Below are 22,704 nucleotides of genomic sequence, written 5' to 3'. Positions count from 1 at the left end.
AGCGTGTCTTCCTTCACCTGAATCCTCGCGAGCCGCGCGGACCGTCGGGGCAAAATCGCAAAATTATTCATCATTCGACCGGCGCCGCCGGCAAGATGCCGTCACCGGCTCACAGACCGCGATGAACTGCCACAATGCGCGGCTGGCCGGGCAGTGTGGCGGTCGGTCAGTGCCGGCGGGGCAGGACCGCGACCCGGCCGAAGAACTGGTCGATCCGGCGTACCGCGTCGTTGAACTCGTCCAGGTCGATCGGCTTGGCGACGTACGCGTTGGCCTGCAACGTGTAGCTGCCGATGATGTCGGTGTCCGCGTTCGAGGTGGTCAGCACCACCACCGGGATCGTCCGCAGGTCGGCGTCACCCTTGACCGCGCTGAGCACCTGGCGGCCGTCCATCCGGGGCATGTTCAGGTCCAACAGGATCACGTCGGGGCGCACCGCGCCGAGGTGCCGCCCCTGCCGGCGCAGGAACTCCATCGCCTCCTGGCCGTCGCTGACCACGTCGATGGCCTTGTGCACATCGGAGTCGCCGAGTGCTTCTTCGATCATGAGAACGTCACCGGGATCGTCGTCGACGACGAGGATGCGAACCGGAACCGACGAATCCGCGTGCATGCGTACCTGCCTCGGGTTGGCGGGGAGGGGACCTGACAGGTGCGCACGGGTCGCCAGTGAAGCGCCGGACGAATGCCTTGCGCACAGCGTACGCGTCGAGCGGCTGAATGCCGCTGTCCCCCGTACCGGTTTTATCCCCCGGTGCGCGGGAACGCGTCCCGGATGGCAGGTCCGGCTCGGGTGGGGAGGAAAACCAGGTGCCCGACATGGCAATCCCGACGATCACACTTCCGTCCGGCGAGGTGATCTCGGCGCTCGGGCAGGGAACCCGGGGTATGGCCGAGAACCCGAGCCGGCGCGACGAGGAGATCGAGGCGCTCCGGCTCGGCATCGACCTCGGTCTGACGGTCGTCGACACCGCCGACACCTACGCCGACGGCGGCACCGAGGAACTGGTCGCCGAGGCCATCGCCGACCGGCGCGAGAGCGTCTTCCTGGTCAGCAAGGTGGCGCCCTCCGACGACCGCAACGACACCCTCGCCGCCTGCGAACAGAGCCTCGACCGGCTCCGGACCGACCGGATCGACCTGTACCTGCTGCACTGGCGCGAGTCGGATCCGCTGGACGAGACGGTCCAGGCGTTCACCTCGCTGATGACCCAGGGTCTGATCCGGCACTGGGGGGTCAGCAACTTCGACCTGCCGGACCTGGTCGAACTGACCTCCATCGCGGGTGGGACCGCGGTCGAGACCAACCAGGTGCCGTACAACCTGGGGCGGCGCGGGATCGAGGCGGACCTGCTTCCGCTGTGCCGGGAGGCCGGTGTGCCGGTGATGGCGTACGCACCGTTCGAGCGGGGCGGGATGCTCGACCATCCGGCGTTGGCGCAGGTCGCCCGGCGCCACGGTGCCACCGCGGCCCAGGTGGGACTCGCCTGGCTGTTGCGCCAGGACATGCTCTGCACGATCCCGAGGGCGAGCACCCCCGATCACGTACGCGAAAACCGCGGCGCCGCGGACCTGGTCCTGACCGACGACGACCTAGTGGAACTGGACCTGGCCTTTCCGCCGCCCACCGGCCCGGAACCGCTCCAAGCACTCTGACCGCGCGCCACCCACCCATCGCCGCCGGGGCGAACACAGGTTCGTCGACCTGCGTCCGCCCCGGCTGGGTCAGGGTCAGGAGGTGGCGGTGGTGGGTTCGAGCAGGGCGGTGGGGACGCCGCTGCCGGAGGTGACCCGGCCCTGGTCGGCGTCGTCGGGGTGGCCGGTGTCCGGCGGTTGGAAGAGGTACCGGACGAAGTCGGCACCGGGTTCGTTGTCGTCCGCGCCCGGCCACTGCCCCACCGAGTCGACACCGATCACCTCTCGGCTCGCTCCGTCGGCATCCTCCACCAGGGCCCAGACCGTGACGGGATAGGAACGGGTGGCATCCGGTGCGAGACGCCAGCGCGAATACCATCCCGGACGAGCGGGGACGATCTCGATGATCCGCTTCATGACGACCTTCCTTCCGCGAGCATTCGGAAGTCTGCCGGTCCAGCTCGATCATGGGCCCAGCACGGGTGAGGCCCCCTCACCCCGCCGGCATGACCCCGTCCGGAGCGCCGCCCGGCCCGTCGCGTCCCGCCGTTTCGGCCGTCCGTACGGCGGGAAGGCGCAGGACATGAGCGGAAAGCAGATGGAGGGCGACAACCAGCGGCGCCGCGCGCTCGCTCGACAGGCACGTCAACGCGGGCAGCGGCCGAGCGGCGCGGGATTCACGCTCGGCTCGTCGAAGCAGCTCGAGAGCCTGGACCAGGCCCGCCGGGACGGTCCGCCGGAGGCCGGCCCGCGTAAGCCGGCCGCGGATCGGGCCGGTCTCGAACCCGCCTCGGTCCCGTCGACCGCCCCACCTGCCTGGCCGCTGCCGGACCAGGACAGTCCGAGCGGCGCCGCCGAGGTCGCCGTGATCCAGTACCGGGACCTGGTGACCGACGTCGGTCGGCGGGCCGGGGTCGACTTCGACCAGGCGCGCAGCGCGGCGGAGGCGACCGTCCTGGCTCTGGCCGAGGCACTGGGCGACGCGGACCGGGAGCGGTTGCTGGCCGCGGTACCGAACGAGTTGCACAACGGACTCTCGGGCACCGCCGCCCGCCGCCACGACCTGGGCGGTTTCCTGGCGGAGGTGGCCAGGATCAGCCAGCGAACGCCGGAACAGGCGCGGTACCAGGCCCAGGCGACGCTGAGCGCGTTGGCGGAGCGTGACCGGGAGTTGGTCGAGTCCCTGGACCTGCCGATCGACCTGCGGGACCTGCTCGGTCCACCATCGGCCGGCGGTGGTGTGGTCAGCCCGCACGGTCAGACCGCCCCGCTCACCGACGACGAACTGCGCGCCGCCCTCGCCGACCTGCCGTACTGGTCGGGTGACGGACGGTCGCTGACCCGGACCATCGAACTGCCACCGGAGAACCTCGATCGGGTGCTGGGGCGGTTGGCGGCCCTGCGACCGGAGAACGGCCGGGGTCCGCGGATCGGCCGGGAGAGCCCGTCCACCGCGGTGATCGTGGTGCGTACCGCGCGGGTCGACGCGGTGACAGCGCTCGACATCGACCTCGCCCGCCAGGTGGACGACGCGATCGACGAGGCCGGTGCCGGGTTGAGTTGATCTCGACTTCGACCGGTACCGGTCGGCGGACGCGATCACCCGCCGACCGGTACGGCGTCTGTCAGCTGCCGCCGGTGAGGGTCACCGAGTCGACGTCGAACAGCGAACCGGCGCCGCCGGTGAAACGCAGGAACAGCGGCCCACTGGCCGTCGCGGTCAGGGTGGTGGTGACCGTACGGAAGGTCTCCCAGCCGCCGGTGTTCGGCACCGCCACCGAGCCGAGCAGGGTGCCGGTGGCCGAGCCGGAGCGGACCTGCAACGTGCCACCGGCGCCGGCCGAGGAGATCCGGGCCGAGAAACCGGTACGCCCGGCGGTGCTCACCGACGCGTACCCGGTCCAGTCGCCGTTCTCGATGTAGCCGACGGTCGCGCCACCACTGGCCGCACCCTTGCCGACCACCTGGACGCCGGACTGCGAACTGAACGCCTCGGCCTCCACGGTGACCGAGCCGCCGCCACCGCCACCGCCACCGGGCGTGCAGGCGGCCGGGGCCCAGCCAGCCGCGTACCGGATGCCGCCGAGCAGGTGCGCGCGGAACGCGCTGTCGGCGTACGAGGCCTGGGTGTGACCGAAGCCGGTGTAGAACGCCCGTCCGCTCGACTGCGGGTGGCACCAGGCGATCGGGTGGTCGCCCATGGACCCACCGGAGTAGCTGGACTCGGTCAGGCTGGCCAGCACCCGTACCTGGGCGCGCGGGTTGGTGCGGTAGTTGTACCACTCGTCGGTGCGGGTCCAGGTCTGCGGCAGGTGCGCGGTGGCGGCGTGGGTACGGTCCTCCACGTTCACGTTCGCCTGCTGGATCGCCGGGTGGGAGGCGAACCAGGCGCCGACGAGCTGGCCGTAGTACGGCCAGTCGTACTCGGTGTCGGCGGCGGAGTGGACACCGACGAAGCCGCCGCCACCGTTGACGTACGACTCGAAGGCGCTCTGCTGGGTGGCGTTGAGTACGTCGCCGGTGGTGTTCAGGAAGACCACCGTACGGAACCGGGCCAGGCTCGTCGTGGTGAACTGGGCGGCGTCCTCGGTGGCGGTCACGGTGAAGTTGTTCGCCGCACCGAGGTCACGGATCGCCTGGATGCCCACGGGAATGGCGTCGTGGCGGAATCCGGCCGTCTTGGAGAAGACGAGGACCTGGTACGCCGGGTCGGCGGCCTGGGCCGGGCCGGCGGTGGCGGCGACGGCCGTGCCGGCGAGCAGCACGCCGGATGCGGCGACCGCCAGCGCGCGACGGATCGGGAGTTTCATGGTCGGCCTTTCTGATCGGGACGTTGGTAGCCGGGTGGGGAGGACGACCGGGCCGGGCGCGCGCCGCCGCGCTGACTGTCGGTCGTGGGTGGTGGGGTCGGGCCGGTCGGCTGCCGAAGGACCGCCAGCGGTGGTCGGTGGGTCGGGAGTGGACATCTGGGTGGTGGTCGGGAAAGGACTAGGGGGTACGGGCCGGCGCGCCGCGGGGCACGCCGCTTCGGTGATTACCCACCGAGGTCGGGTCGGCAATCACCCGGTCGACGACCACACCGGCTGCGCCTCTCGCGGCGGCGGTGAAGCCGAGGTCGGAGGCGACGAACCGGCAGTGAGCGGCCGGGCCGGCCACGGCGAGTCGGTCGAGTTCGGCGTGGGCGGCCGGGATCAGCCAGTCCGCCAGCGTGGCGAAGTATCCGCCGAGTACGAGCACCCTCGGGTTCACCAGGTTGACCAGGATCGCACCGCCGAGCCCGAGCCAGCGGCCGACCTCGGCCACCGCGGCCAACGCGACCGGGTCGTCGGCGGCGAGTCGGCGGTGCAGTTCGGCGACCCGCTCCTCGGGCACCCGCAGCGGTCCCGGGTCCAGGCCGTAGGCCCGGTCGGGGTTGACCGCCCGGGCCAGTTCGGCGAGTCCGACCTTGGTCTCCCAGCAGCCGATCCGGCCGCAGCCGCAGCGGCGCCCGGCGGGATCCACGGGCAGGTGACCCACCTCCCCGGAGAAGCCGTCGTTGCCGCGCAGCAGCCGGCCGTCGGAGATCACCCCACCGCCCACGCCCACCTCGCCGGTCAGGTAGACCAGGTCGCGGCTGCCGGCGGCCACGCCGTAGGTGTGTTCGGCCAGCGCGGCGAGGTTGGCGTCGTTGTCGACCACCACCCGCAGGCCGGTCGGGAGGGCGGCGGTCAGACGGGCCGCGAGCGGGAGGTCGTGCCAGTCGAGGTTGGGCGCGAGCACGACCGTGCCCCGACCGACGTCGACCAGCCCCGGTACCGCCACGGTCACGCCGACCGGCGTGGCACCGAGTTGTTCGAGGTCACGCAGCGCGTCGCGGGTGACCTCGGTGAGCGCGGCCACGCAGCGGTCCGGCCCGCCCCGAGTGGCGTCGAACGGGATGCGGCGCTCCACCAGCGCCCGACCGGCCAGGTCGGTGCCGTGTACGCCGAGGTAGTCCACGTTGATCGCGACTCCGAGAGCACCGACTCCGGCCCCGTCCAGGGCGACCGCCCGACCGGGTCGACCGGCGGTGCCGGAGTACTCCAGCCCGGTTTCGCGTACCAGCCGGCGGGCCAGCAGCTCGTCGACCAGGCTGGACACCGTCGCCTTGTGCAGGCCGGTGCCGGCCGCGATGGCGGCGCGCGAGCGAGGCCCGTGGATCCGCAGGTGGCCGAGGGTCCGGGAGAGGTTGGCGCGGCGTAGCGAGAGCTGGTCGCTGGGCGCGTGCGCCGGTCGGACCTGACCGAAACGCGGTGCAGTGGACATCGCGGCCCCTGATTCGTCTGTTGGTCCGACTAACCAACCATGCGATGCATATCGATATCAAGGGGTGACCGTCATGGATTCCTAACTATTTCGAAACCTGCCGATAACCCACCGTCCGAGGGAAAGGCCGACGTCGCCGTCGAGGGGTGGACCGGCGGCGGTTAGCGTGGCGCGGTGACGACCGAACCGCGGACACCGGCCGGGGCCAGGACCGCGACGACGGAACTCCTGATCGACCGGGTCCGCCCCAACGGACGGATCCTGCTCGTCGACGGCGTACCCCAGTCGTACGTCGACCTGGCCGACCCGACGTACCTGCACTTCGACTACGTCCGGCGGATGGCCTCGGTGGTGGACGCGGCAGCGACCGGGGGTGCCGCGCTGCGGGTGCTGCATCTCGGTGGCGGCGGCCTCACGCTGCCGCGTTACGTCGCCGCGACCCGGCCGGAGTCGGTCCAGGTGGTGGTGGAACGCGACGCCGCCCTGGTCGACCTGGTCCGCCGCGAGCTGCCGCTACCCGCGGGCGACCTACGGATACGGGTGGCCGACGCCCGCGCCGCCCTGGAGGCCGAGGCGGACGGCGCCTTCGACCTGGTGCTCGCCGACGTCTACCAGGCCGCGCAGATGCCCGAACACGTGGCCAGCGCCGAGTTCGCGGCACACGCCGCGCGGGTGCTCCGCCCCGACGGCATCTACCTGGTGAACCTGACCGACCTGCCACTGCTGGCGTTCTCCCGGGTCCAGGCGGCCACCCTGCGGGTCGCGTTCGCCGACGTCGCGGTCATCGCCAGCCGGGCGATGCTGCGCGGCCGGCGGTACGGCAACGTGGTGCTGGCCGCCGCCCGCGAACCGGGCCGGCTGCCGGTGGCCCGACTGGCGAGCCGGGCGGCACGGGACCGCGTGCCCGGCGGCGTCCTGCACGGCACCTCGCTGGACCGGTTCGTCGCCGGCAGCCGGCCCGTGACCGACGCCGCCGGCAGCCGCGGCGCGACCGACGCCGCCGACCCGGTCTGAGCCGGACCGGCGGCCGAGCGGAGCGGTCAGCGGGAGCCGACCCGGGTGGGCATCTCCGGCGAGGAACTCTCCAGCGGTACGGCGTTGGAGGCGACCAGGCCGAGTTGCACCGCCGGACGGGACAGCAGCGCGTCGAGCAGCCAGTCCACCCCCACTCGCGCCCGGTTGCTCGGCAGCGCCAACAGGTGGTAGCCACGGGTGACCGCCTTTGCCACCAACCCGGACAGCGGCACCTGCAACGGGTTCGCGGCGGCGTCCTTACCACCGAGGTCCACCACGAAACCCAGGTCGTGATGCTTGTACGCCCGCCGCCGACCACGCCCGTACGAGGCGGCGATGTTGTGCGCGACGAGCTTGCCCTGCCGTTCGGCGTGCTGGGCGGTCATCGGGGTGACCTGCCCGGGGCGGGTCAGGTCGGGCACCGCGGCGGCGTCGCCGCAGGCGTACACCTCGGGGAAGCCGGGTACGCCGAGGAACTCGTCCACGGTCAGCCGGCCCCGCTCGGTGGAGAGCCCCAGGTCGGCGACGAGCGGATCCGGCCGTACGCCGACACACCAGATCAGCGAGCGGGTCGGCACGTACTCGCCGTCACTGAGCCGTACCCCGTCCTCGGTCGCCTCCTTGACCGAGGTGCCCATCCGTACGTCGACCCCGCGGTGGTCGAGCACCCGCTGCGCGGTCACCGACATCCGCTGGTCCAGTTCGGGCAGCACCCGGTCGGCGACGTCGAGCAGCATCCACCGGGGCCGGACGTCGAATCCGGGGCGCTGGGCGGTCAGCCGGTCGGTGAACAGCTGCCCGTGCGCGGCGACCTCGGTGCCCGTGTAGCCGGCACCGACGACGACGAACGTGCTGCGGGCGACCCGCTCGCGCGCGTCGTCCGTGGCATCGGCCAACTCGATCTGGCGGACCACGTGATCATGCAGGAAGACCGCCTCGGGCATGCCCCGGAAGCCGTGCGCGTGCTCGGTCACCCCGGGAATTGGCAGCAGCTTGTTCACGCTGCCGACGGAGAGCACGAGGCGGTCGTAGCCCAGTTCCTGGTGGTCGCCCTCGGGCGGGACGAAGCCCACCCGCCGGCCGCGCAGGTCGACCCGGTCCACCTCGCCGACGATCACCCGTACGCCCGGCAGCGTGCCGGTCAGCGGGACGGTGATCCGGGTCGGTTCGAGCACACCGGCCGCCACCTCGGGCAGCAGCGGCAGGTAGAGGAAGTAGTCGGTCGAGTTGATCAGGGTGATGTCGGCCCGTCCCCGGGCGAGCCGGGACAGCCGTTTCGCCGCGTGGTACCCGGCGAAACCGGCCCCGACGATCACGACACGCGGTGTGGTCATAGCGGTGCCGTTCCCTGGCACAAGCCGGACAAACCTCGGCCCGCGGGTCGGTTCGCCCGGCCGGCGTGGGTGGATCACGGGCATTGACACCCGTCACGTTGATTGATGACGATGATCTCATGGCATCTGACGAATCGCACGGCTCACAGCCCACGAAGCCGACCCGCCGTACCTTCCTCTCCGCCGCCACCGTCACCGCCGCGGCGGCGGTGACGGTGCCACTGGTCGCCGACCCGGCCTCGGCCGGCGGCCACGGCGGGAACGACGGTCCCGGCCGGCCGGTCCGGCCGCAAGCCCCCGACCGGGAGTTGCGCCGGCTGCTGGAGGAGGTCGACCAGCGGCGGATCGAGGCGATCGTGCGTCGGCTGGCCGCATTCGGCACCCGGCACACCCTGTCGAGCCAGGATGATCCGGAGCGTGGCATCGGCGCCGCCCGGGACTGGATCCACCAGCAGTTGCAGAGCTACGTGGCGGGCTCCGCAGGCCGCTTGACGGTCGAGTTGCAGTCGTACATCCAGCAGCCGGCTTCCCGGATCCCGGTGCCGACCCGGATCACCAACGTGGTCGCCACCCTGCGCGGCACCACCTCCCCGGAGCGGGTGTACGTGATCACCGGGCACTACGACTCCCGGTGCACCGACGTCATGGACTTCACCAGCGACGCCCCCGGCGCGGACGACGACGCCTCCGGGGTGGCGGTGCTGATGGAACTGGCTCGGGTGATGTCCACCCGGCCGATCGAGGCGACCGTCGTCTTCGCCGCCGTGGCCGGCGAGGAGCAGAACCTGTACGGCTCGACCTACCTGGCCCAGCAGTACAAGGCCGCCGGCACCGACATCCAGGGCATGTTCAGCAACGACATCGTCGGCAGCAGCAGGGCCGACGACGGCACCCGCGACCCGAAGTCGGTACGGCTGTTCGCGGAGGGGGTGCCGACCTCGGAGACCCCGGGGCAGGCGAGCACCCGGCAGTCGGTCGGCGGGGAGAACGACTCGCCGTCGCGGCAGCTCGCCCGGTTCGTCAGTGACGTGGCGGACAACAGCGCCACCGGGATGGACGTACGCGTGGTCTACCGGCGGGACCGCTACCTGCGCGGCAGCGACCACATCGCGTTCCTGCGGGAGGGCTGGCCGGCGGGCCGGTTCACCGAGCCGAACGAGGACTTCGCCCACCAGCACCAGGACGTCCGGGTGGTGGACGGCAAGCAGTTCGGCGACCTGCCGGAGTTCTGCGACTTCGGTTACATCACCCGGGTGGCCCGGGTCAACGGCGCCGTGCTCTGGTCGCTGGCCCAGGCGCCCGGTACGCCGAAGCGGGCGACGATCGTGACCACGAACCTGACCAACGACACCGAGCTGCGCTGGGAACGCGGCACCGAGCCGGACCTGGCCGGATACGAGGTGCTCTGGCGGGAGACGACCGCGTCGGAGTGGACGCACGTGATCGAGGTCGGCGATGTCACCACGGTCACCATCGACCTGTCCAAGGACAACGTCTTCTTCGGCATCCGGGCGGTTGACCGGGCCGGTCACCGCAGTCCGGTCGCCTTCCCCCAGCCCGGCAGCTGACCCCGGCGGCCGGGCAGTCACCCGGTCCGACCCGGTACCCGCCCAGGCGCGGGAGATGGTAGGGACAGTCCGAAGCGACGCGGTCAGCGAAGGGTGCCCAACCCCCATGGCGATCACGGCCGGGGGTTGGGCACCCTTGCGTCACGCATTTATTTGCGTCGATCGGAGGAGCACATGAGATCCCGTCCCCTCATCCTCGCCGCCACCCTGACCGCCGCGCTCGCCGCCACCCTGCTCGGGCCCACCGGGCCGGTGCGAGCCGCCACCGCCGACAAATGGGGCTTCGCCTTCGTCGACAACCCGGCGGCGTCGGTCTGGACCGTACTCGACCCCACCCGGCAGTGGGGCAGCTGGAAGAGCACCTTCCCGGCCCTGTCGGCCGAGGGCATGAAGCTCGCCCCCGGCCGGTTCCTGGTCCGGTTCCCCCAGGTAGGCACCGGTTCCCGCGGCAACGTGCAGGTCACCGCGGTCAACCGCACCGGCCACTACTGCGAGATCGTCCGCTGGTACCAGACCGGGGTGGACGAGATCGTCGACGTCCAGTGCCACCGCCCCTTCGGTGGGCGCGACGACAGCCAGTTCACCGTGCTCTGGACGCTCAACTCGGGCATCCTGCCGGCCGGGCAGGGCAGCTACGCGTCCGTGCAGTACGGACCGGCCAGCATCGTCCAGGCGTACAACTCGACCGGGGGCAGCGTCACGGTCACCCCCGGTGGCGGTGGTTACCAGGTCCGGTTGACCGGCGTCGGCGGCGCCGCCACGCTCACCGGGAACGTCCAGGTCACCGCCGTGTCACCGAACGCCAACCCGCGCCGCTGCAAGGTGGAGAACTGGGCGGCGGCCGCGCTGGACGTCAACGTACGGGTGGTCTGCTACGACCAGGCCGGTGCCGTGGTGCCCAGCGAGTTCACCCTGTCGTACCACCGGGAACGGGCGGTTTTCGCGTCCCTCGGCCCACCCAAGTACTTCGGTTACGTCTGGTCCGCCGGAGCCGGGGCGACCAACTTCAACTACCCCAACGGGATCGGCTTCAACAGCATCGTCGCCACCGCTCCGGCCGGCCGTTACGACGTGCGCTACCCGACGCTCGGGATACGCGAGACCCACGCCCAGGTCACCGCGTACGGCACCGGGCCGAACTACTGCCACCTGACCCAGCCGTGGACGTTCGTCGGACCGGACGCGCTGGTGGACCACCTCTGCTTCGACAACACCGGCACACCACAGCCGTACCGGTTCCTCTCCACCTTCACCTCCCGCGTCTGAGCGATGTCGGGCGTCGGCGCCTCACCACCGGTGACGTCGGTGGTGAGGCCCGCGCACGGGACCACGATCAGGCCGTACGCCGGACGGTCTCGTGGTCGCGGCGGGTGAGTGTCGCGTCGACCACGAGCACCGCGGCACCCCCGTAGACGGTGACCGCCACGATGCTCGCCGCGACGATCGGCCAGGGTGTCAGGTACGCGGCGAGGAGTACCGGGACGGTGCCGGCGGCCACCGGACCCGCCACGGGCACGCCCGCCCGGCGCAGCCCCCACCACGTCAGCAGCGGAACCGCCACCATGGGCAGGCCGAGGACGAACAGGCCCAGACCGATGTTCGCGTCCGGGCTGGGGAAGGCGGAGTTGACGAACCGGTCGGTGCCGTAGCACACCGCCCAGGTCGTCGCGGTGACCGCGCCGGCGGCCAGGGCGGCGAACGCCGCGCGGCGGGAGCGGGAGGCCGTACGCGGAGTGCGTCTCATGCCGGTCATTCTCACCGGGTCAGGTCCCTGCCACCTGAGTCGCGGGGCTCAGTCCTGCCGGTAAGCACAGTCCCGTCCCGGGTAGGTACACCGGTAGTCGAAACACGCCGACGGGGGTAATGAAAAGCTTGGGGGTATGAGTTCCGAAACCGTACAGCCCGATCCAGCAATCCCCGTCGATGGCGTTGGCGACGACGACGGGTCCGGCACCTTCGCCGACCTCGGGTTGCGGGTCGAGCTGCTGGGCGCGCTGAGCGCCCTCGGCTACGAGGAACCGACCGCGATCCAGCGGGAGACGATCCCGCCGCTGCTGGCCGGACAGGACCTGCTCGGCCAGGCGGCCACCGGCACCGGCAAGACGGCCGCCTTCGCGCTCCCCCTGCTGCACCGCATGCCGGCGGACCGCCGCTCCGGCGACCCGGTGGCACTGGTCCTGGTGCCGACCCGCGAGCTGGCCGTACAGGTCTCCGAGGCGGTGCACCGCTACGGGCGCGAACTCGGCGTCCGGGTGCTGCCGATCTACGGCGGTCAGCCGATCGGCCGGCAGCTGCGGGTCCTCGACGGCGGCGTGGACGTGGTCGTCGCCACCCCGGGCCGGGCGCTGGACCACATCGCCCGAGGCACCCTGCGACTCGGACAGCTCGCCACGGTGGTGCTGGACGAGGCGGACGAGATGCTCGACATGGGCTTCGCCGAGGACATCGAGGCGATCCTGGCGCAGACCCCGGAGCAACGACAGACCGTGCTGTTCTCGGCCACCATGCCGGCCCGGATCGACGGCATGGCCCGCCAGCACCTGCGGACACCGGTACGGATCGAGATCGGCCGGGCGTCGACGCCGACCGGCACGGCACCGCTGGTCCGGCAGACCGCGTACGTGGTGGCGCGGGCGCACAAGCCGGCGGCGCTGGGACGGGTGCTGGACGCCGAGTCGCCCACCGCCGCGATCGTCTTCTGCCGCAGCCGGGAAGAGGTCGACCGGCTCACCGAGACGATGAACGGTCGGGGCTACCGCGCCGAGGCGCTGCACGGCGGGATGAGCCAGGAGCAGCGCGACCGGGTGATGGGGCGGCTGCGTACCGGCACCGCGGATCTCCTGGTCGCCACCGACGTGGCCGCTCGCGGGCTGGACATCGAGCAGCTCACGCACGTGTTCAACTACGACGTGCCGTCGGCGCCGGAGTCGTACGTGCACCGGATCGGGCGGGTCGGCCGGGCCGGCCGGCAGGGGGTGGCGATCACCCTCGCCGAGCCGCGTGAGCACCGGATGCTCAAGACCATCGAGCGGGTGACCGGCCAGCGGATCTCGATCGACCGGGTACCGACGGTCGCGGACATGCGTACCCGACGGTTGGAGCTGACCCGGGCGGCCCTGCAGGAGAGCCTGCTGGAGGACGACCTGGAGCAGTTCCGGGTGATCGTGGAGACGTTGACCGACGAGTTCGACGTGATGGAGGTGGCGCTGGCGGCGGTGAAGCTGGCCCACGAGGCGTCCGGGGTGCCGGTCGACGACGAGGAGATCCCGCAGGTCACGCTCCGGGGCGAGCGGGACGGCCGGGCGTCGCGGGACAGCCGTGGTCGGGACGGCCAGCGCGCCGGGCGGCCCCGCCAGGGCGGCATGACCTGCCTGTTCATCGGGGTGGGCCGGCGGTCCGGTATCCGGCCGCAGGACCTGGTCGGTGCGATCACGGGCGAGACCCGGGTGAGCGGGCGGGAGATCGGCTCGATCGAGATCGCCGACCGGTTCTCGCTGGTCGAGGTGCCGCAGGCGGCCGCCGACGAGGTGATCAGCCGGCTGCGGGGCACCACCATCAAGGGCCGCAAGGCGACCGTACGCCGGGACCGCGAGGGCAGCCGCGAGTAGTACCCGCGGCTACCCTCGCCGCTCACGACCGGAGTTCGAGCGGGGCCATCGCGGTGGCCGGGGAGTCGACGGAGTGGGCCTGCCCCAGCACCTCGGCGATCTGCGCGATGACCCGCCTGGCCTCGGGTATCGGGGTGAGCACCCAGTCGTGCAGCATGCCCGGATACTCGTGCAGGACGATGTCGGTGCCCTGGTCGGCGGCGAGTTGGCGCAGCCGCCGGGCATCCGGGTTGAGCACGTCCCGGGTGCCGGTGAAGAGGGTGACCCGGCCCAGGTCGCCCAGCGGACCGTTGATCGGGCTGACCTCGGCGACCGAGGGCAGGTCCGGCAGCGCGTACAGGTGCCCGAGGGATCTCAGGTGTGCGGGCTTCAGCAGCGGGTCCCGGGGCGCGATCGCGGAGATGTCGGGGTTGGTCATGGTCGCGTCGAGCCAGGGCGAGAGCAGGACCAGGTCACCGGGGCGCGGGTCGCCCGCCGGTAGGGACTGCACCAGCGCCAGCGCCATCCCGGCGCCGGCCGAGTCGCCGACGACCGCGAGCCGGTCCGGCGCCCCGAGCGCCGCGACCCGCCGGTAGAGGCGCTGGAGGGTCGGGAACACGTCCCGGTGGCCGTACTCGGGGGTCAGTGGGTAGATCGGCACGGTGATGGTGCGGTTGGTCCGCTCGGCCAGCCGGGCCACGAGGTTCCAGTGCCCGGTGCTGATCTCGGTCGCGTACGCACCGCCGTGCAGGTAGAGGATCTGTCCGGCGTCGCCGCCGGAGACCGGTGTGACCACGTACGTCGGCCAGTTCTCGAAGTCCTGCCGCTCCACCGTGACATGCCGCAGGATCGGCGGACGGTGTCCGTTCGGGTCTCTGGGCGGGGCCGAGGCGCCGATGAAACGCTTCGGCGCGAACTGCCACCGCTTCACGCCGGCGAGGGTCAGCGAAACGGTCAGGATGCGGCTGCTGATGCTGTTCACGGTCTGCGCTTCCTTCGTCTTCACGGGTTTCCGCACGAGCACGAGATTCGGTACGGGCTCGACGTTCGGTGCGGGCCCGCCGGGGGATGGTTCGGGAGCCGGGTACGCGGGGCGGGTCCCGGCAACGCGGGTAGACCTCATCGCGCCCGCACCCGTTGCCAGACGCGTGATCCGCGTATCCGGTCGCGTACCCGTACGAAGCCCCGCCGGGGCCGGTCGGCCAGTCGTTTCGCCCAGGGGAACTCCCGGCCGAGCAGCGACAGGCCGGCGAAGATGGTCAGCCAACCGGGTCCGGGCAGCACCAGCATGGCGACTCCGGCCAGGATGACCGCCCCGCCGGCCACCGCGACACCAATTCGACGCAGGGTCCGGTTCCGGCCGGGTCGCCCGCGATGCCGGGCGAGCGCCTTCGCGGTCCGGGTGCCGCGCTGCCCTACGGTGCCGCGCCCTGTTGGGCCGCGCCGCTCGACAAGGCCGCTCTTGGTCGCGCCGCGCTGCCGGACGAGGCCGGCGGTGTGCTCTCGGGCCGCGCGGCCACCCGCCCGGTGCCCGGCGGTGGCCGAGGTGGGACGCAGCGCGGGGAGGAGCAGTGGGATGGCCGCGAGGATGGCGGCGGCGACGATCCCGTCGAGCCAGTAGTGGTTGGCGGTGGCGACCACCACGGTCAGGGTGACGGCCGGGTGGACCAGCCACAGCCAGCGCCACCGGCTGCGGGTGACGGCGATGAGCCCGACCGCGACCAGCAGCGCCCAGCCGACGTGCAGCGAGGGCATGGCGGCGTACTGGTTGGTGAGGTCGTCGGCGGTCGGTGAGCCGTAGACCGACGGGCCGTACCGTGCGGCGGTGTCGATCATGCCGGTTTCGGCGAGCATCCGTGGCGGGGCGAGCGGGAAGACCAGGTGGACGACCAGGGCCACGCCGGTCAGTACGGCAAGCGTGTTGCGGGCCCGGCGGTAGTAGCCGGGGCGGCGCAGGTAGAGCCAGACCAGGAAGGCCACCGTGGCCGGAAAGTGCACGTACGCGTAGTAGCCGTTCGCCGTGCGCGCCAACGTCTCGCTCTGCGTCAACAGGTGCTGCAGGCTCGCCTCGTCGGGCAGGCCCAGAGCCCGCTCGAGGTCCCAGACCCGGTGCGCGTTGGCCATCGCGGTGGGCACGTGACCGTCGGCGATGAGCCGGCCCAGGCTGTACGCGGCCCAGAGGGCGGCTACCAGGAGCAGTTCCCGGAGCGCCCCGAGGGCGTACGGGAAGGCGAGGTGCCGCCGCGCCGGGGCGGGGACGGGTTGCCGTACCTCGATGGCGGGGCCGTCGGCGGTCGGTGGGTGCGCGACATCGACGAGGTGCCGCGCGGGCGCCGGGCCGAACTCTGCGAGGGGTACGGGCATGGTGGTTGTCCCATGGTTGATCTGCTTTTTGCCAGCTAGTAACTTCTAAAGTCCGAGCACCTATCCTTGGGCTAGCTAAGCTACAACCTCAAACGCTGGTGGGAGCGGGTCTGATGCCCGAAAGTTCCGCACGACACACTCGCCCGAGCCGCGTACCCCTTTCCAGCCCACGGCGGTAGAGTCCCCTCTCAGCCCGCCAGGCCCACCAGCCGGTCGACGAGGTCGACCGGTGCCGGAAGCTCGCTCATCCGCAGCGCCGTCGCCTTGGCCGCACCGCGTACCGCCCGGTCGCGCAGCACCGCACTCAGCACCTCGGAGTCGACCTCCTCGGGCTCCACCTGCCGGCCGACGCCGTGCCGCGCGACCAGGTCGGCGTTGACGAACTGGTCCGCACCGTGTGGCAGGACCAGCTGGGGCACCCCGGCGCTGAGCGCGGTCATGGTGGTGCCGGACCCGCCGTGGTGCACGACCGCGGCGCAGCTGGCCAGCATCGGATGCAGCGGGGTCCAACCCACCGGGCGTACGTTGGCCGGCAACCGGCCCAGCGTGGCCAGGTCGGCGTCCTCGCCGAGCGCCAGCACGAACTCGGCATCCACCCGCGCGGCCGACGCCAGCAGTCCGGCGAGTCCGCCGACGCCGGCCAGCCGGGGCACCACCGTGCCGAGGGTGACCAGCACCCGGGGCCGCGTCGGCGGTGCCCACAGCCACTCCGGCAGCAGGCCACCGGCGTTGTACGGCACGTACCGCATCGACCAGCCGGTGCCGCTGCCGGACATCAGCTCCGGCGGGGCGACATGGATCACCGCCCGCCGGGGCAGCTCCAGTGGCACCCCGTGACGCTCGAAGCTCTCCGCCAGGTACGGCAGGAAGCGGGCGGCGAAGTCGTCCTCGCGCAGCAGGTTGAAGCCGTGCTCCACCGCCGGTACGTCGAGCATCCGTGCCACCAGCAGGCCGGTCCCCTGGAGTCGGGAGTGCACCACCAGGTCCGGACGCCACCACCGGGCCAGTTGTACGGTCCGGTCGGCCATCGCCGACGACACCTGCCCGAAGGTCCGCAACAGCAGGTCGTGCGTGCGTCCACCCGCCCGCGCGATCTGCCGTCCCCGTTCCCGCATCCGGCGCGCCCGACCCGCCGGTTCGCCCACCGTACCGGCGAAGATCGCGTCGATCGCGGTGGCCGGCGCGGTGGCCACGGCCGCCAGACCGGCCCGGATCGCGGCTCCCACACCCTCCGCCGCGGTGGCGACGAGCACCTCGTGGCCGGCCGCGCGCAATGCCCAGGCCAGCGAGATGGTCGGGAACAGGTGCCCGAGCCCCGGCGAAACGGTGAACAGAACGCGCATCCTAATTTCTCCCCTTACTGGCCGAGCAATGTATTCCCGATAGCCGACATCAGCACCTGACCGGGGTATCCGGCGGCGCCGCGAATGGTTGACACACCCATACATGATTGCTAATTTCTCAACCATTACCCCGGCGTTTTCTCCCCTCCCCCGCCGGAACAATTGTCCCCTCACCGAAATGGAGCATTGGCGTGCCCGAACCGGTCGACATCCCGTTTACGCCGGACCTGCACCTGCGCCTGTTGTTGAGCCTCGACCGGGGCCAGAACGTGCAGCGTGCGGTCACCGAAGCGGTCCGCCCCGGAATGCGCGTCCTCGACGCCGGGACCGGCAGCGGACTCCTCTCCTTCATCGCGTTGGCGGCGGGTGCCGCGACCGTCGTCGGTGTCGACCGGCACCACGTGGATCTGGCCCGGGCAATAGCCGAGCACAACGGACTGGGTGACCGGCTTTCGTTCATCGAGGCGGACCTGGCGGACCTGGAGTTGTCCTCGTTCGACCCACCGAAAGGGTTCGACCTGCTGCTGGCGTTCATCCACACGAACAATCCACTGATCGACGAGGGTCGGTCACGACTGGTGTTCGAGCTGCGGGACCGGCTCTGTGCGGACGGCGCCACGGTCGTGCCGGGCGCGGTCCGGTACCGGGCGACCGGCTGTGACCGGCGGGACTGGGACCTGCACACCGAACTCACCGACCTGGAGGAGACGACGGCGGTGCTGCGCGGCGCGTACGGCCTGGACTTCCAGCCGGTGACCGACGCGGTACGGCAGGGGCTGGCGATGCGCCGGATGCGCCCCGTCGACGCGGTGGAGCACACCTGGCGCTCCCCCACCACGATGGGCGCCATCCGGTTCCCGCGTACCGACGTGCGGCTGCTGACCGAGGCGCACGACTTCGCCACGTTCGACTACGGCGCACCCGCCTTCACCGGTTTCCCCCCGCAGGTACGGCTGCGGGCGGCGGTGGCGGGTCGGCTGACCGGGGTGATCTGGACCCAGGAACTGCTCTACGCCGGGGTGCCGATGTGGACGACGGAGTCCTACAGCCCGCTGGCCAGCCCGGTCGCCGTGGTCACCGGGGACGAGCTGACGATCGCCACCGGCGACGAGTGGCGGGCGACGAACATCCTGCACAGTCGGCCGACCGGCGGGACAGGCGACGATCACTCCCACCCGATGTAGTCCTCGAGAAAGGCTGCGGCGTACGCCGGGGAGGCGAAGATCCGTTCCAGCCGGGCCCGTTGCACCCGGTGCAGGAACGGCGCCTCCCGGGTGCCCAGCCCAGGCGTGTTGACCAGGTCCATCATCCAGCCGACGAACTCCTGGGCCCGCCAGATGCGGGCCAGCCTGGTGTCCGAGTAGGCGTCCAACCGGGCGGCAGTGCCACCGGTGAACCGCTCCACCAGGGCGAGGGCGAGTTCCTCTGCGTCGGCGAGCGCGATGTTGAAGCCCTTGCCCCCCACCGGAGGCACGATGTGGGCGGCGTCGCCGGCCAGGAAGAGCGAGCCGTAACGCAGTGGCGCGCAGACCAGGCTGCGCATCCGTACGCTGCTGGTGGAGAGGATCGGGCCCTCGTGCAGGGTCCACGGCCCGTCCAGCGTCAACCGGATCCGGATCTCCTTCCAGATCCGCTCGTCCGGCCAGTCCGCCCGGCTGTCCTCCCGAGGACACTGCAGGTAGAACCGGCTCACCGTCGGCGTACGCCGCACGTGCACGCAGGAGCCCGACTCGTGGATCGCGTTGATCACGCAGTCGCTGGACGGGGCGGCCTCGGCGAGCACGGCCAGCCAGGCGTAGTCGTACTGGAATTCGTACGTGCTCAGCGCGGAGCGCGGGATGGAGCGCCGGGCGACGCCGTACTCGCCGTCGCTGCCGACCACGACCTCGCAGCGCAGCTCGGTCGGGCCGGTGCCGTCGTCCGGCTCGAGCAGGATCCGCGGCCGGTCGCCGTCGAGGTCGGCGATCGCCACCGCGGCGGTCTCGAACCGCAGGTCGCCACCGGCGGCGAGGAAGGCGTCGATCAGGTCCCGGACCAGGAACTGCTGCGGGTAGATGTAGTGCGTCCGGCCACCCGCGACGGGGTCGTAGGCCAGCGGGTAACGCTGCCCGCCCATCCGGAACTCGATCCGGTCCTCGACCGCACCGGCGGCCAGCAGACCGGCGGCGAGATCGTGGCGGCGCAGCAGCTCCACCACCCGGTGCTCGACCGTGGCGCCGCGGGCGCGTTGCTCGACGTAGGCCCGGTCGCGCCGCTCGACCACCACGCAGTCGATGCCGGCCCGTTGCAGCAGGACCGCGACCAGCATGCCGGCCGGACCCGCGCCGACGATGCCCACCTGGGTACGTTCGGTCATGCCGTTGCGCTCCGGCCGTCGTTCCCGGTGAGGGTGAAGAGCCGGGCCCGCATGATCTGCCGCAGCGCCTCCGTCCCGGACTGGGTGGTACGCCCCTGCGAGTTGGCGGCCATCCGCAGGCTGGGCAACACGTCGCCGCCGAAACGGGCGCAGATGAACCGGTGTGCGTCGTACGCGTCTATCGTCGCGTCCACGAACTCCTCGAAGTCGTCACCGGTGCGCCCCGGTCCCAACCGGGCGAGAAGGGCCCGCAGTTCGGTGAACAGCCCGGTCAGGAAGGCGTGGTCCCGGGTCTGCAAACCACTGAACCCGGCCCGTACGGCAGGCGGTGCCATCGCCGGGCGGACCAGCTTGTCGTAGTCGACCGGCCCGAAGTCGGCGGTGAACCTGATCGCCGAGGCCGAGCTGCGCATGAAGTCGCTGGCCACCCCGACGGCTGCCCGGGCCTCCGTCTCGTCGCCCCGCTCGGCGGCTCCCACGAAACAGTTGAGCCCGACGATCACACCCTGCACCACGGCGAAGAACAACTGGTGCCCGACCAGCCAGCGATGGTGGGGCAGGCTTTCGTCGACCGGGCGGGCCGGCATCGGCGGTACGTCGTGGGACAGGGGTACGCAGGCGTAGCGCAGGATGCTCTGCAGACCAGCGAAGAGGTTGCGCCACTGGGTGGCGTCGAGATTTGTCACACCCATCTGGCAGGCGTTCTCCCGTACCAGTGAATAGGAACGGACAAGGCCGCGAAGGAACGTCTCCGCAGGTTGTCCGCTTACCCGACGTACCTGGAAATAGCGGTCGTGCTCGGCGTACTCCGAATTGGGTTCGGGCGGTGGGTCGTTATCCTGGGACAAGTTGTCGGGGTCGTTCGCCAGGTCACCCGGATCCGGTACGGAATCGGGGGCGAATACGCGAGACAATGTGTCGGCCAGCGTCCGGTCTGCTACCGCCGCCCGTATCTCGGATCGGCTACTCGGAAGCAGTGCTGGGTACGGTAAGCACAAGAAACCTTCAGGCACAGACGTATCGCCCTTCTGGCAGCCCAGCCCGGTCGGGTAGCACTACACCGGCAGCGTCGGCAAGTTCCCCTGCCATTTCGCGCCATCGGCGGATTGGTGAAGCGCATAGGAATTCTCACGTCTTCGATGACGGGTGTCAATCCCTGAAGATCTCGGGCGGGGCCCACGCCATATGACGTGCATTTTGCGTTCGTGTTGCCGGTGGCGGGTCCGGCGGACCGAACCTGGCCGCCGGGTGTAAACCTGTGGTTCACAGTGTTACGGTCGTGGCGGTACCAGCGGACAGCCGAACGCGGAGGGACACCCCATGACCCGAGAACCTCGACCACTCGACCTGCCTGCGGCGTCCGAGCCCGACGAGCTGCGGGGGCTGGCCCGAGAGGTGGTGCGCCGGATCACCGACCGACTCGCCGACCAACCGGTGCCGGACAGCACCGAATCGGGGCCGAAATCGGGTGACGTCGACGACGAACAGCTCCACCGGAGCGCTTACCTGCGCCGGGTCCGGGCTGGTCAGCTCACCGACGCCCTGGTCAACGAGTTGATCGACGAGTGCGCCGCCGAGGACGCGGCGGACGCGGTGTGGCTCGGGGCGAGCCTGGCCGACCTCGGCTCGTCCACCGGCAACAGCCGGCAGGCCGCCCGTAAGCGCTGGCCCGACCTCGGTCTGATCTACCGGACCCGACGCTGGGTCGCCGGTCACCACGTGGATCTGGTCACGGTGGTCGAGCAGGTGCTCGACCACGGCGGCGACCTCGCCGCCGCCGACGGCCAGGGCGAAGCGCTCGACCGGGCGCTACCGGCCCTGCGGGACGCGCTGGCGCGAGCCCTCCGGGACCGGGACTCCGGCTCGGTCGTCGACCCACGGACCGGGCGCCCGATGCGCTGGCGGCAACTGGCCGAAACGGTCGACGTCCACCTGCGTACGGTCGTGCGGCTCGGCGTACCGACCACACCGGCGGCGGCCACCGCGCTGGCCGGCGCGCACGGTGTGCTCACCTACTACGACTCGGTCACCGCCGAGCCGGCCACCGCGACGGCGACACGGTGACCGCGGGCCGGTGCCACCGGCACGAGCGGCGGGTTCACCAGCTTGCCGGCGACTCCGGTGGCATCGGCACCTGCACGAAGACCGCGCCGCGCAGGTCCAGCCAGGCACTGGTCGGTGTGCGTACCAGCCGCATCACGACCTCCTCGCAGCCCGGACAGCGGGCCACCAGGCCCGGCGCGTGTCGGTAGACCCGCATCTGCGCGAGCGGCCCGGTCAGCCCACAGTTCGCACAGCGACCGGTTGCCGCGGTGAGGTCCACCGCGAAGAGTTCGCGCATCGGACCGGCGAGCATGTTGCCGTCGGCGTACTGCTGCTGATCGGTCATCTCAACCTCCGGTGGGACCGAATCGCTCGGTCTTGACCCGGCGGGGGTCATGACCGAGGGCGACGAGGATGTCGGCGACCGTCTCCACGAACCCGGTCGGGCCACAGACGAAACAGGTGGGTTCGAGTTCCGGTGGCCAACCGTGGCTGTTCACCTCGGCCACCCCGATCCGGCCGGCGAGTGTCGGCCAGCCGTCCGGTGTTTCCCGGGTGTAGACGTACGACACGTCCAGCCCCTGGTCGTCGCGGACCCGTCGGCGCAGCTCCTCGGCGAAGTAGACGTCGCGGTCGGTCCGCACCGAGTAGATCAGCCGGAACGGCACCCGGCTGCCGGCCGCCCGTCGCGTCCGTACCATCGCCATCAGCGGCACGATGCCCGAGCCACCGGCAACCAGCAGGACCGGTGCGGTGTCCGCGGCACGCCAGACGAACCAGCCACCGACCGGTCCGCGGATCTCCACCGGGTCGCCGACCGACAGGACATCGACCAGGTACGGCGACACCTCGCCGTCCGGTACCCGCTGTACGGTCAGCTCCACCCGGTTGCCGTCGGCCGCCGAGGCGATCGAGTAGGAGCGTTCGGCACGGTAGCCGTCCGGAGCGGTGAGTCGCACGTCGACGTGTTGGCCGGGCAGGTGGCCGGGCCAGTCCGGCACCTCCAGCACCAGCGTGCGTGAGGTGTCCGTCTCGTTCCGGGTTTCGACCAGCTCGGCTACCCGCCAGCTGGCCGCCCGGTTCAGTCGCCCTGGTACCGCTGCTCGCGCCACGGGTCACCGTAGTCGTGATATCCGGCGGTCTCCCAGAAACCCGGCTCGTCGGTCAACAACAACT

21 protein-coding genes and 1 pseudogene are annotated in these 22,704 nt (G+C 71.4%); 8 read left to right on the top strand and 14 right to left on the bottom strand.

The annotated features are described in order from the left end of the window. Window positions 1-166: 166 nt before the first annotated feature. Window positions 167-613, bottom strand: a complete 447-nt coding sequence (locus AB0J90_RS12410; protein WP_363595089.1) for a response regulator — start codon at window positions 611-613, stop codon at window positions 167-169. 206 nt (window positions 614-819) lie between these two features. Between AB0J90_RS12410 and AB0J90_RS12405 the strand changes: the two genes are divergently transcribed. Then, a complete protein-coding gene (locus tag AB0J90_RS12405; RefSeq protein ID WP_363595087.1) occupies window positions 820-1,656 on the top strand; it encodes an aldo/keto reductase in 837 nt (278 codons plus the stop codon). 75 nt (window positions 1,657-1,731) lie between these two features. On the opposite strand, the gene AB0J90_RS12400 is transcribed toward AB0J90_RS12405, so the two are convergent. After that, window positions 1,732-2,052, bottom strand: coding sequence for a hypothetical protein (locus tag AB0J90_RS12400; protein ID WP_363595085.1), 321 nt, complete (start codon window positions 2,050-2,052; stop codon window positions 1,732-1,734). Window positions 2,053-2,218: 166 nt separating this feature from the next. Between AB0J90_RS12400 and AB0J90_RS12395 the strand changes: the two genes are divergently transcribed. Beyond that, window positions 2,219-3,199 (top strand): DUF2267 domain-containing protein, encoded by a 981-nt coding sequence (locus AB0J90_RS12395; protein ID WP_363595083.1) that lies wholly within the window; start codon window positions 2,219-2,221, stop codon window positions 3,197-3,199. Between the two features lie 61 nt (window positions 3,200-3,260). Here the strand turns inward: AB0J90_RS12395 and AB0J90_RS12390 are convergent, their stop codons facing one another. Both AB0J90_RS12390 and AB0J90_RS12385 read right to left on the bottom strand, forming a co-directional pair. Beyond that, window positions 3,261-4,445, bottom strand: coding sequence for a ThuA domain-containing protein (locus AB0J90_RS12390; protein WP_363595081.1), 1,185 nt, complete (start codon window positions 4,443-4,445; stop codon window positions 3,261-3,263). Window positions 4,446-4,623: 178 nt separating this feature from the next. Further along, a complete protein-coding gene (locus AB0J90_RS12385) occupies window positions 4,624-5,919 on the bottom strand; it encodes an ROK family transcriptional regulator (protein ID WP_363595079.1) in 1,296 nt (431 codons plus the stop codon). 174 nt (window positions 5,920-6,093) lie between these two features. Here AB0J90_RS12385 and AB0J90_RS12380 point away from each other — a divergent pair, with 174 nt between their 5' ends. Continuing rightward, complete coding sequence (locus tag AB0J90_RS12380) at window positions 6,094-6,933, top strand: fused MFS/spermidine synthase (protein WP_363595077.1); 840 nt, start codon at window positions 6,094-6,096, stop codon at window positions 6,931-6,933. Window positions 6,934-6,959: 26 nt separating this feature from the next. On the opposite strand, the gene AB0J90_RS12375 is transcribed toward AB0J90_RS12380, so the two are convergent. Next, window positions 6,960-8,267 carry an NAD(P)/FAD-dependent oxidoreductase gene (locus AB0J90_RS12375; protein WP_363595075.1) on the bottom strand — a complete coding sequence of 436 codons (1,308 nt, stop codon included), beginning with the start codon at window positions 8,265-8,267 and terminating at the stop codon, window positions 6,960-6,962. Window positions 8,268-8,386: 119 nt separating this feature from the next. On the opposite strand from AB0J90_RS12375, the gene AB0J90_RS12370 reads away from it, so the two are divergent. Further along, window positions 8,387-9,835 (top strand): M20/M25/M40 family metallo-hydrolase, encoded by a 1,449-nt coding sequence (locus tag AB0J90_RS12370; RefSeq protein WP_363595073.1) that lies wholly within the window; start codon window positions 8,387-8,389, stop codon window positions 9,833-9,835. A 174-nt stretch (window positions 9,836-10,009) separates the two neighbouring features. Further along, window positions 10,010-11,101, top strand: coding sequence for a hypothetical protein (locus AB0J90_RS12365; RefSeq protein ID WP_363595071.1), 1,092 nt, complete (start codon window positions 10,010-10,012; stop codon window positions 11,099-11,101). 67 nt (window positions 11,102-11,168) lie between these two features. Here AB0J90_RS12365 and AB0J90_RS12360 read toward each other — a convergent pair whose 3' ends face one another. Then, window positions 11,169-11,579, bottom strand: coding sequence for a hypothetical protein (locus AB0J90_RS12360; RefSeq protein WP_363595069.1), 411 nt, complete (start codon window positions 11,577-11,579; stop codon window positions 11,169-11,171). Between the two features lie 136 nt (window positions 11,580-11,715). Here AB0J90_RS12360 and AB0J90_RS12355 point away from each other — a divergent pair, with 136 nt between their 5' ends. Then, window positions 11,716-13,443 carry a DEAD/DEAH box helicase gene (locus AB0J90_RS12355; protein ID WP_363595067.1) on the top strand — a complete coding sequence of 576 codons (1,728 nt, stop codon included), beginning with the start codon at window positions 11,716-11,718 and terminating at the stop codon, window positions 13,441-13,443. A 22-nt stretch (window positions 13,444-13,465) separates the two neighbouring features. Here AB0J90_RS12355 and AB0J90_RS12350 read toward each other — a convergent pair whose 3' ends face one another. The 3 genes from AB0J90_RS12350 to AB0J90_RS12340 form a co-directional block, all read right to left on the bottom strand. Next, complete coding sequence (locus AB0J90_RS12350) at window positions 13,466-14,440, bottom strand: alpha/beta hydrolase (RefSeq protein WP_363595065.1); 975 nt, start codon at window positions 14,438-14,440, stop codon at window positions 13,466-13,468. Window positions 14,441-14,541: 101 nt separating this feature from the next. Beyond that, window positions 14,542-15,786: a phosphatase PAP2 family protein gene (locus AB0J90_RS12345; RefSeq protein WP_363595063.1), complete on the bottom strand. Its 1,245-nt coding sequence runs from the start codon at window positions 15,784-15,786 to the stop codon at window positions 14,542-14,544. Between the two features lie 188 nt (window positions 15,787-15,974). Next, window positions 15,975-17,129, bottom strand: coding sequence for a nucleotide disphospho-sugar-binding domain-containing protein (locus AB0J90_RS12340; RefSeq protein WP_363595061.1), 1,155 nt, complete (start codon window positions 17,127-17,129; stop codon window positions 15,975-15,977). 191 nt (window positions 17,130-17,320) lie between these two features. On the opposite strand from AB0J90_RS12340, the gene AB0J90_RS12335 reads away from it, so the two are divergent. Next, the gene (locus tag AB0J90_RS12335; protein WP_363595059.1) at window positions 17,321-18,313 is read left to right on the top strand and encodes a methyltransferase domain-containing protein; all 993 of its coding nucleotides are present in this window, start codon (window positions 17,321-17,323) and stop codon (window positions 18,311-18,313) included. Here AB0J90_RS12335 and AB0J90_RS12330 read toward each other — a convergent pair. Together AB0J90_RS12330 and AB0J90_RS12325 are read right to left on the bottom strand one after the other, a co-directional pair. Then, complete coding sequence (locus AB0J90_RS12330) at window positions 18,295-19,485, bottom strand: 4-hydroxybenzoate 3-monooxygenase (RefSeq protein WP_363595057.1); 1,191 nt, start codon at window positions 19,483-19,485, stop codon at window positions 18,295-18,297. The genes AB0J90_RS12335 and AB0J90_RS12330 overlap by 19 nt on opposite strands. Then, window positions 19,482-20,177 (bottom strand): hypothetical protein, encoded by a 696-nt coding sequence (locus AB0J90_RS12325; RefSeq protein WP_363595055.1) that lies wholly within the window; start codon window positions 20,175-20,177, stop codon window positions 19,482-19,484. The genes AB0J90_RS12330 and AB0J90_RS12325 overlap by 4 nt, the downstream gene beginning before the upstream one ends. Window positions 20,178-20,805: 628 nt before the next feature. Here AB0J90_RS12325 and AB0J90_RS12320 point away from each other — a divergent pair. Beyond that, complete coding sequence (locus tag AB0J90_RS12320; RefSeq protein ID WP_363595053.1) at window positions 20,806-21,549, top strand: hypothetical protein; 744 nt, start codon at window positions 20,806-20,808, stop codon at window positions 21,547-21,549. A 34-nt stretch (window positions 21,550-21,583) separates the two neighbouring features. Here AB0J90_RS12320 and AB0J90_RS12315 read toward each other — a convergent pair whose 3' ends face one another. The 3 genes and pseudogenes from AB0J90_RS12315 to AB0J90_RS12305 form a co-directional block, all read right to left on the bottom strand. Further along, entirely contained in the window at window positions 21,584-21,874 is a 291-nt protein-coding gene (locus AB0J90_RS12315; RefSeq protein WP_363595051.1) for a DUF6510 family protein, read from the bottom strand. Window position 21,875: 1 nt separating this feature from the next. Then, window positions 21,876-22,640 carry a ferredoxin reductase gene (locus tag AB0J90_RS12310; protein ID WP_363595049.1) on the bottom strand — a complete coding sequence of 255 codons (765 nt, stop codon included), beginning with the start codon at window positions 22,638-22,640 and terminating at the stop codon, window positions 21,876-21,878. Further along, a pseudogene (locus tag AB0J90_RS12305) lies at window positions 22,610-22,704 on the bottom strand (molybdopterin-binding protein); the annotation flags it as partial. The gene AB0J90_RS12310 and the pseudogene AB0J90_RS12305, both read right to left, overlap by 31 nt.

This window comes from Micromonospora sp. NPDC049523 (assembly GCF_040676775.1).
Lineage (GTDB): Bacteria > Actinomycetota > Actinomycetes > Mycobacteriales > Micromonosporaceae > Micromonospora_G.
This window is presented reverse-complemented; position numbering and strand designations above follow the sequence as displayed.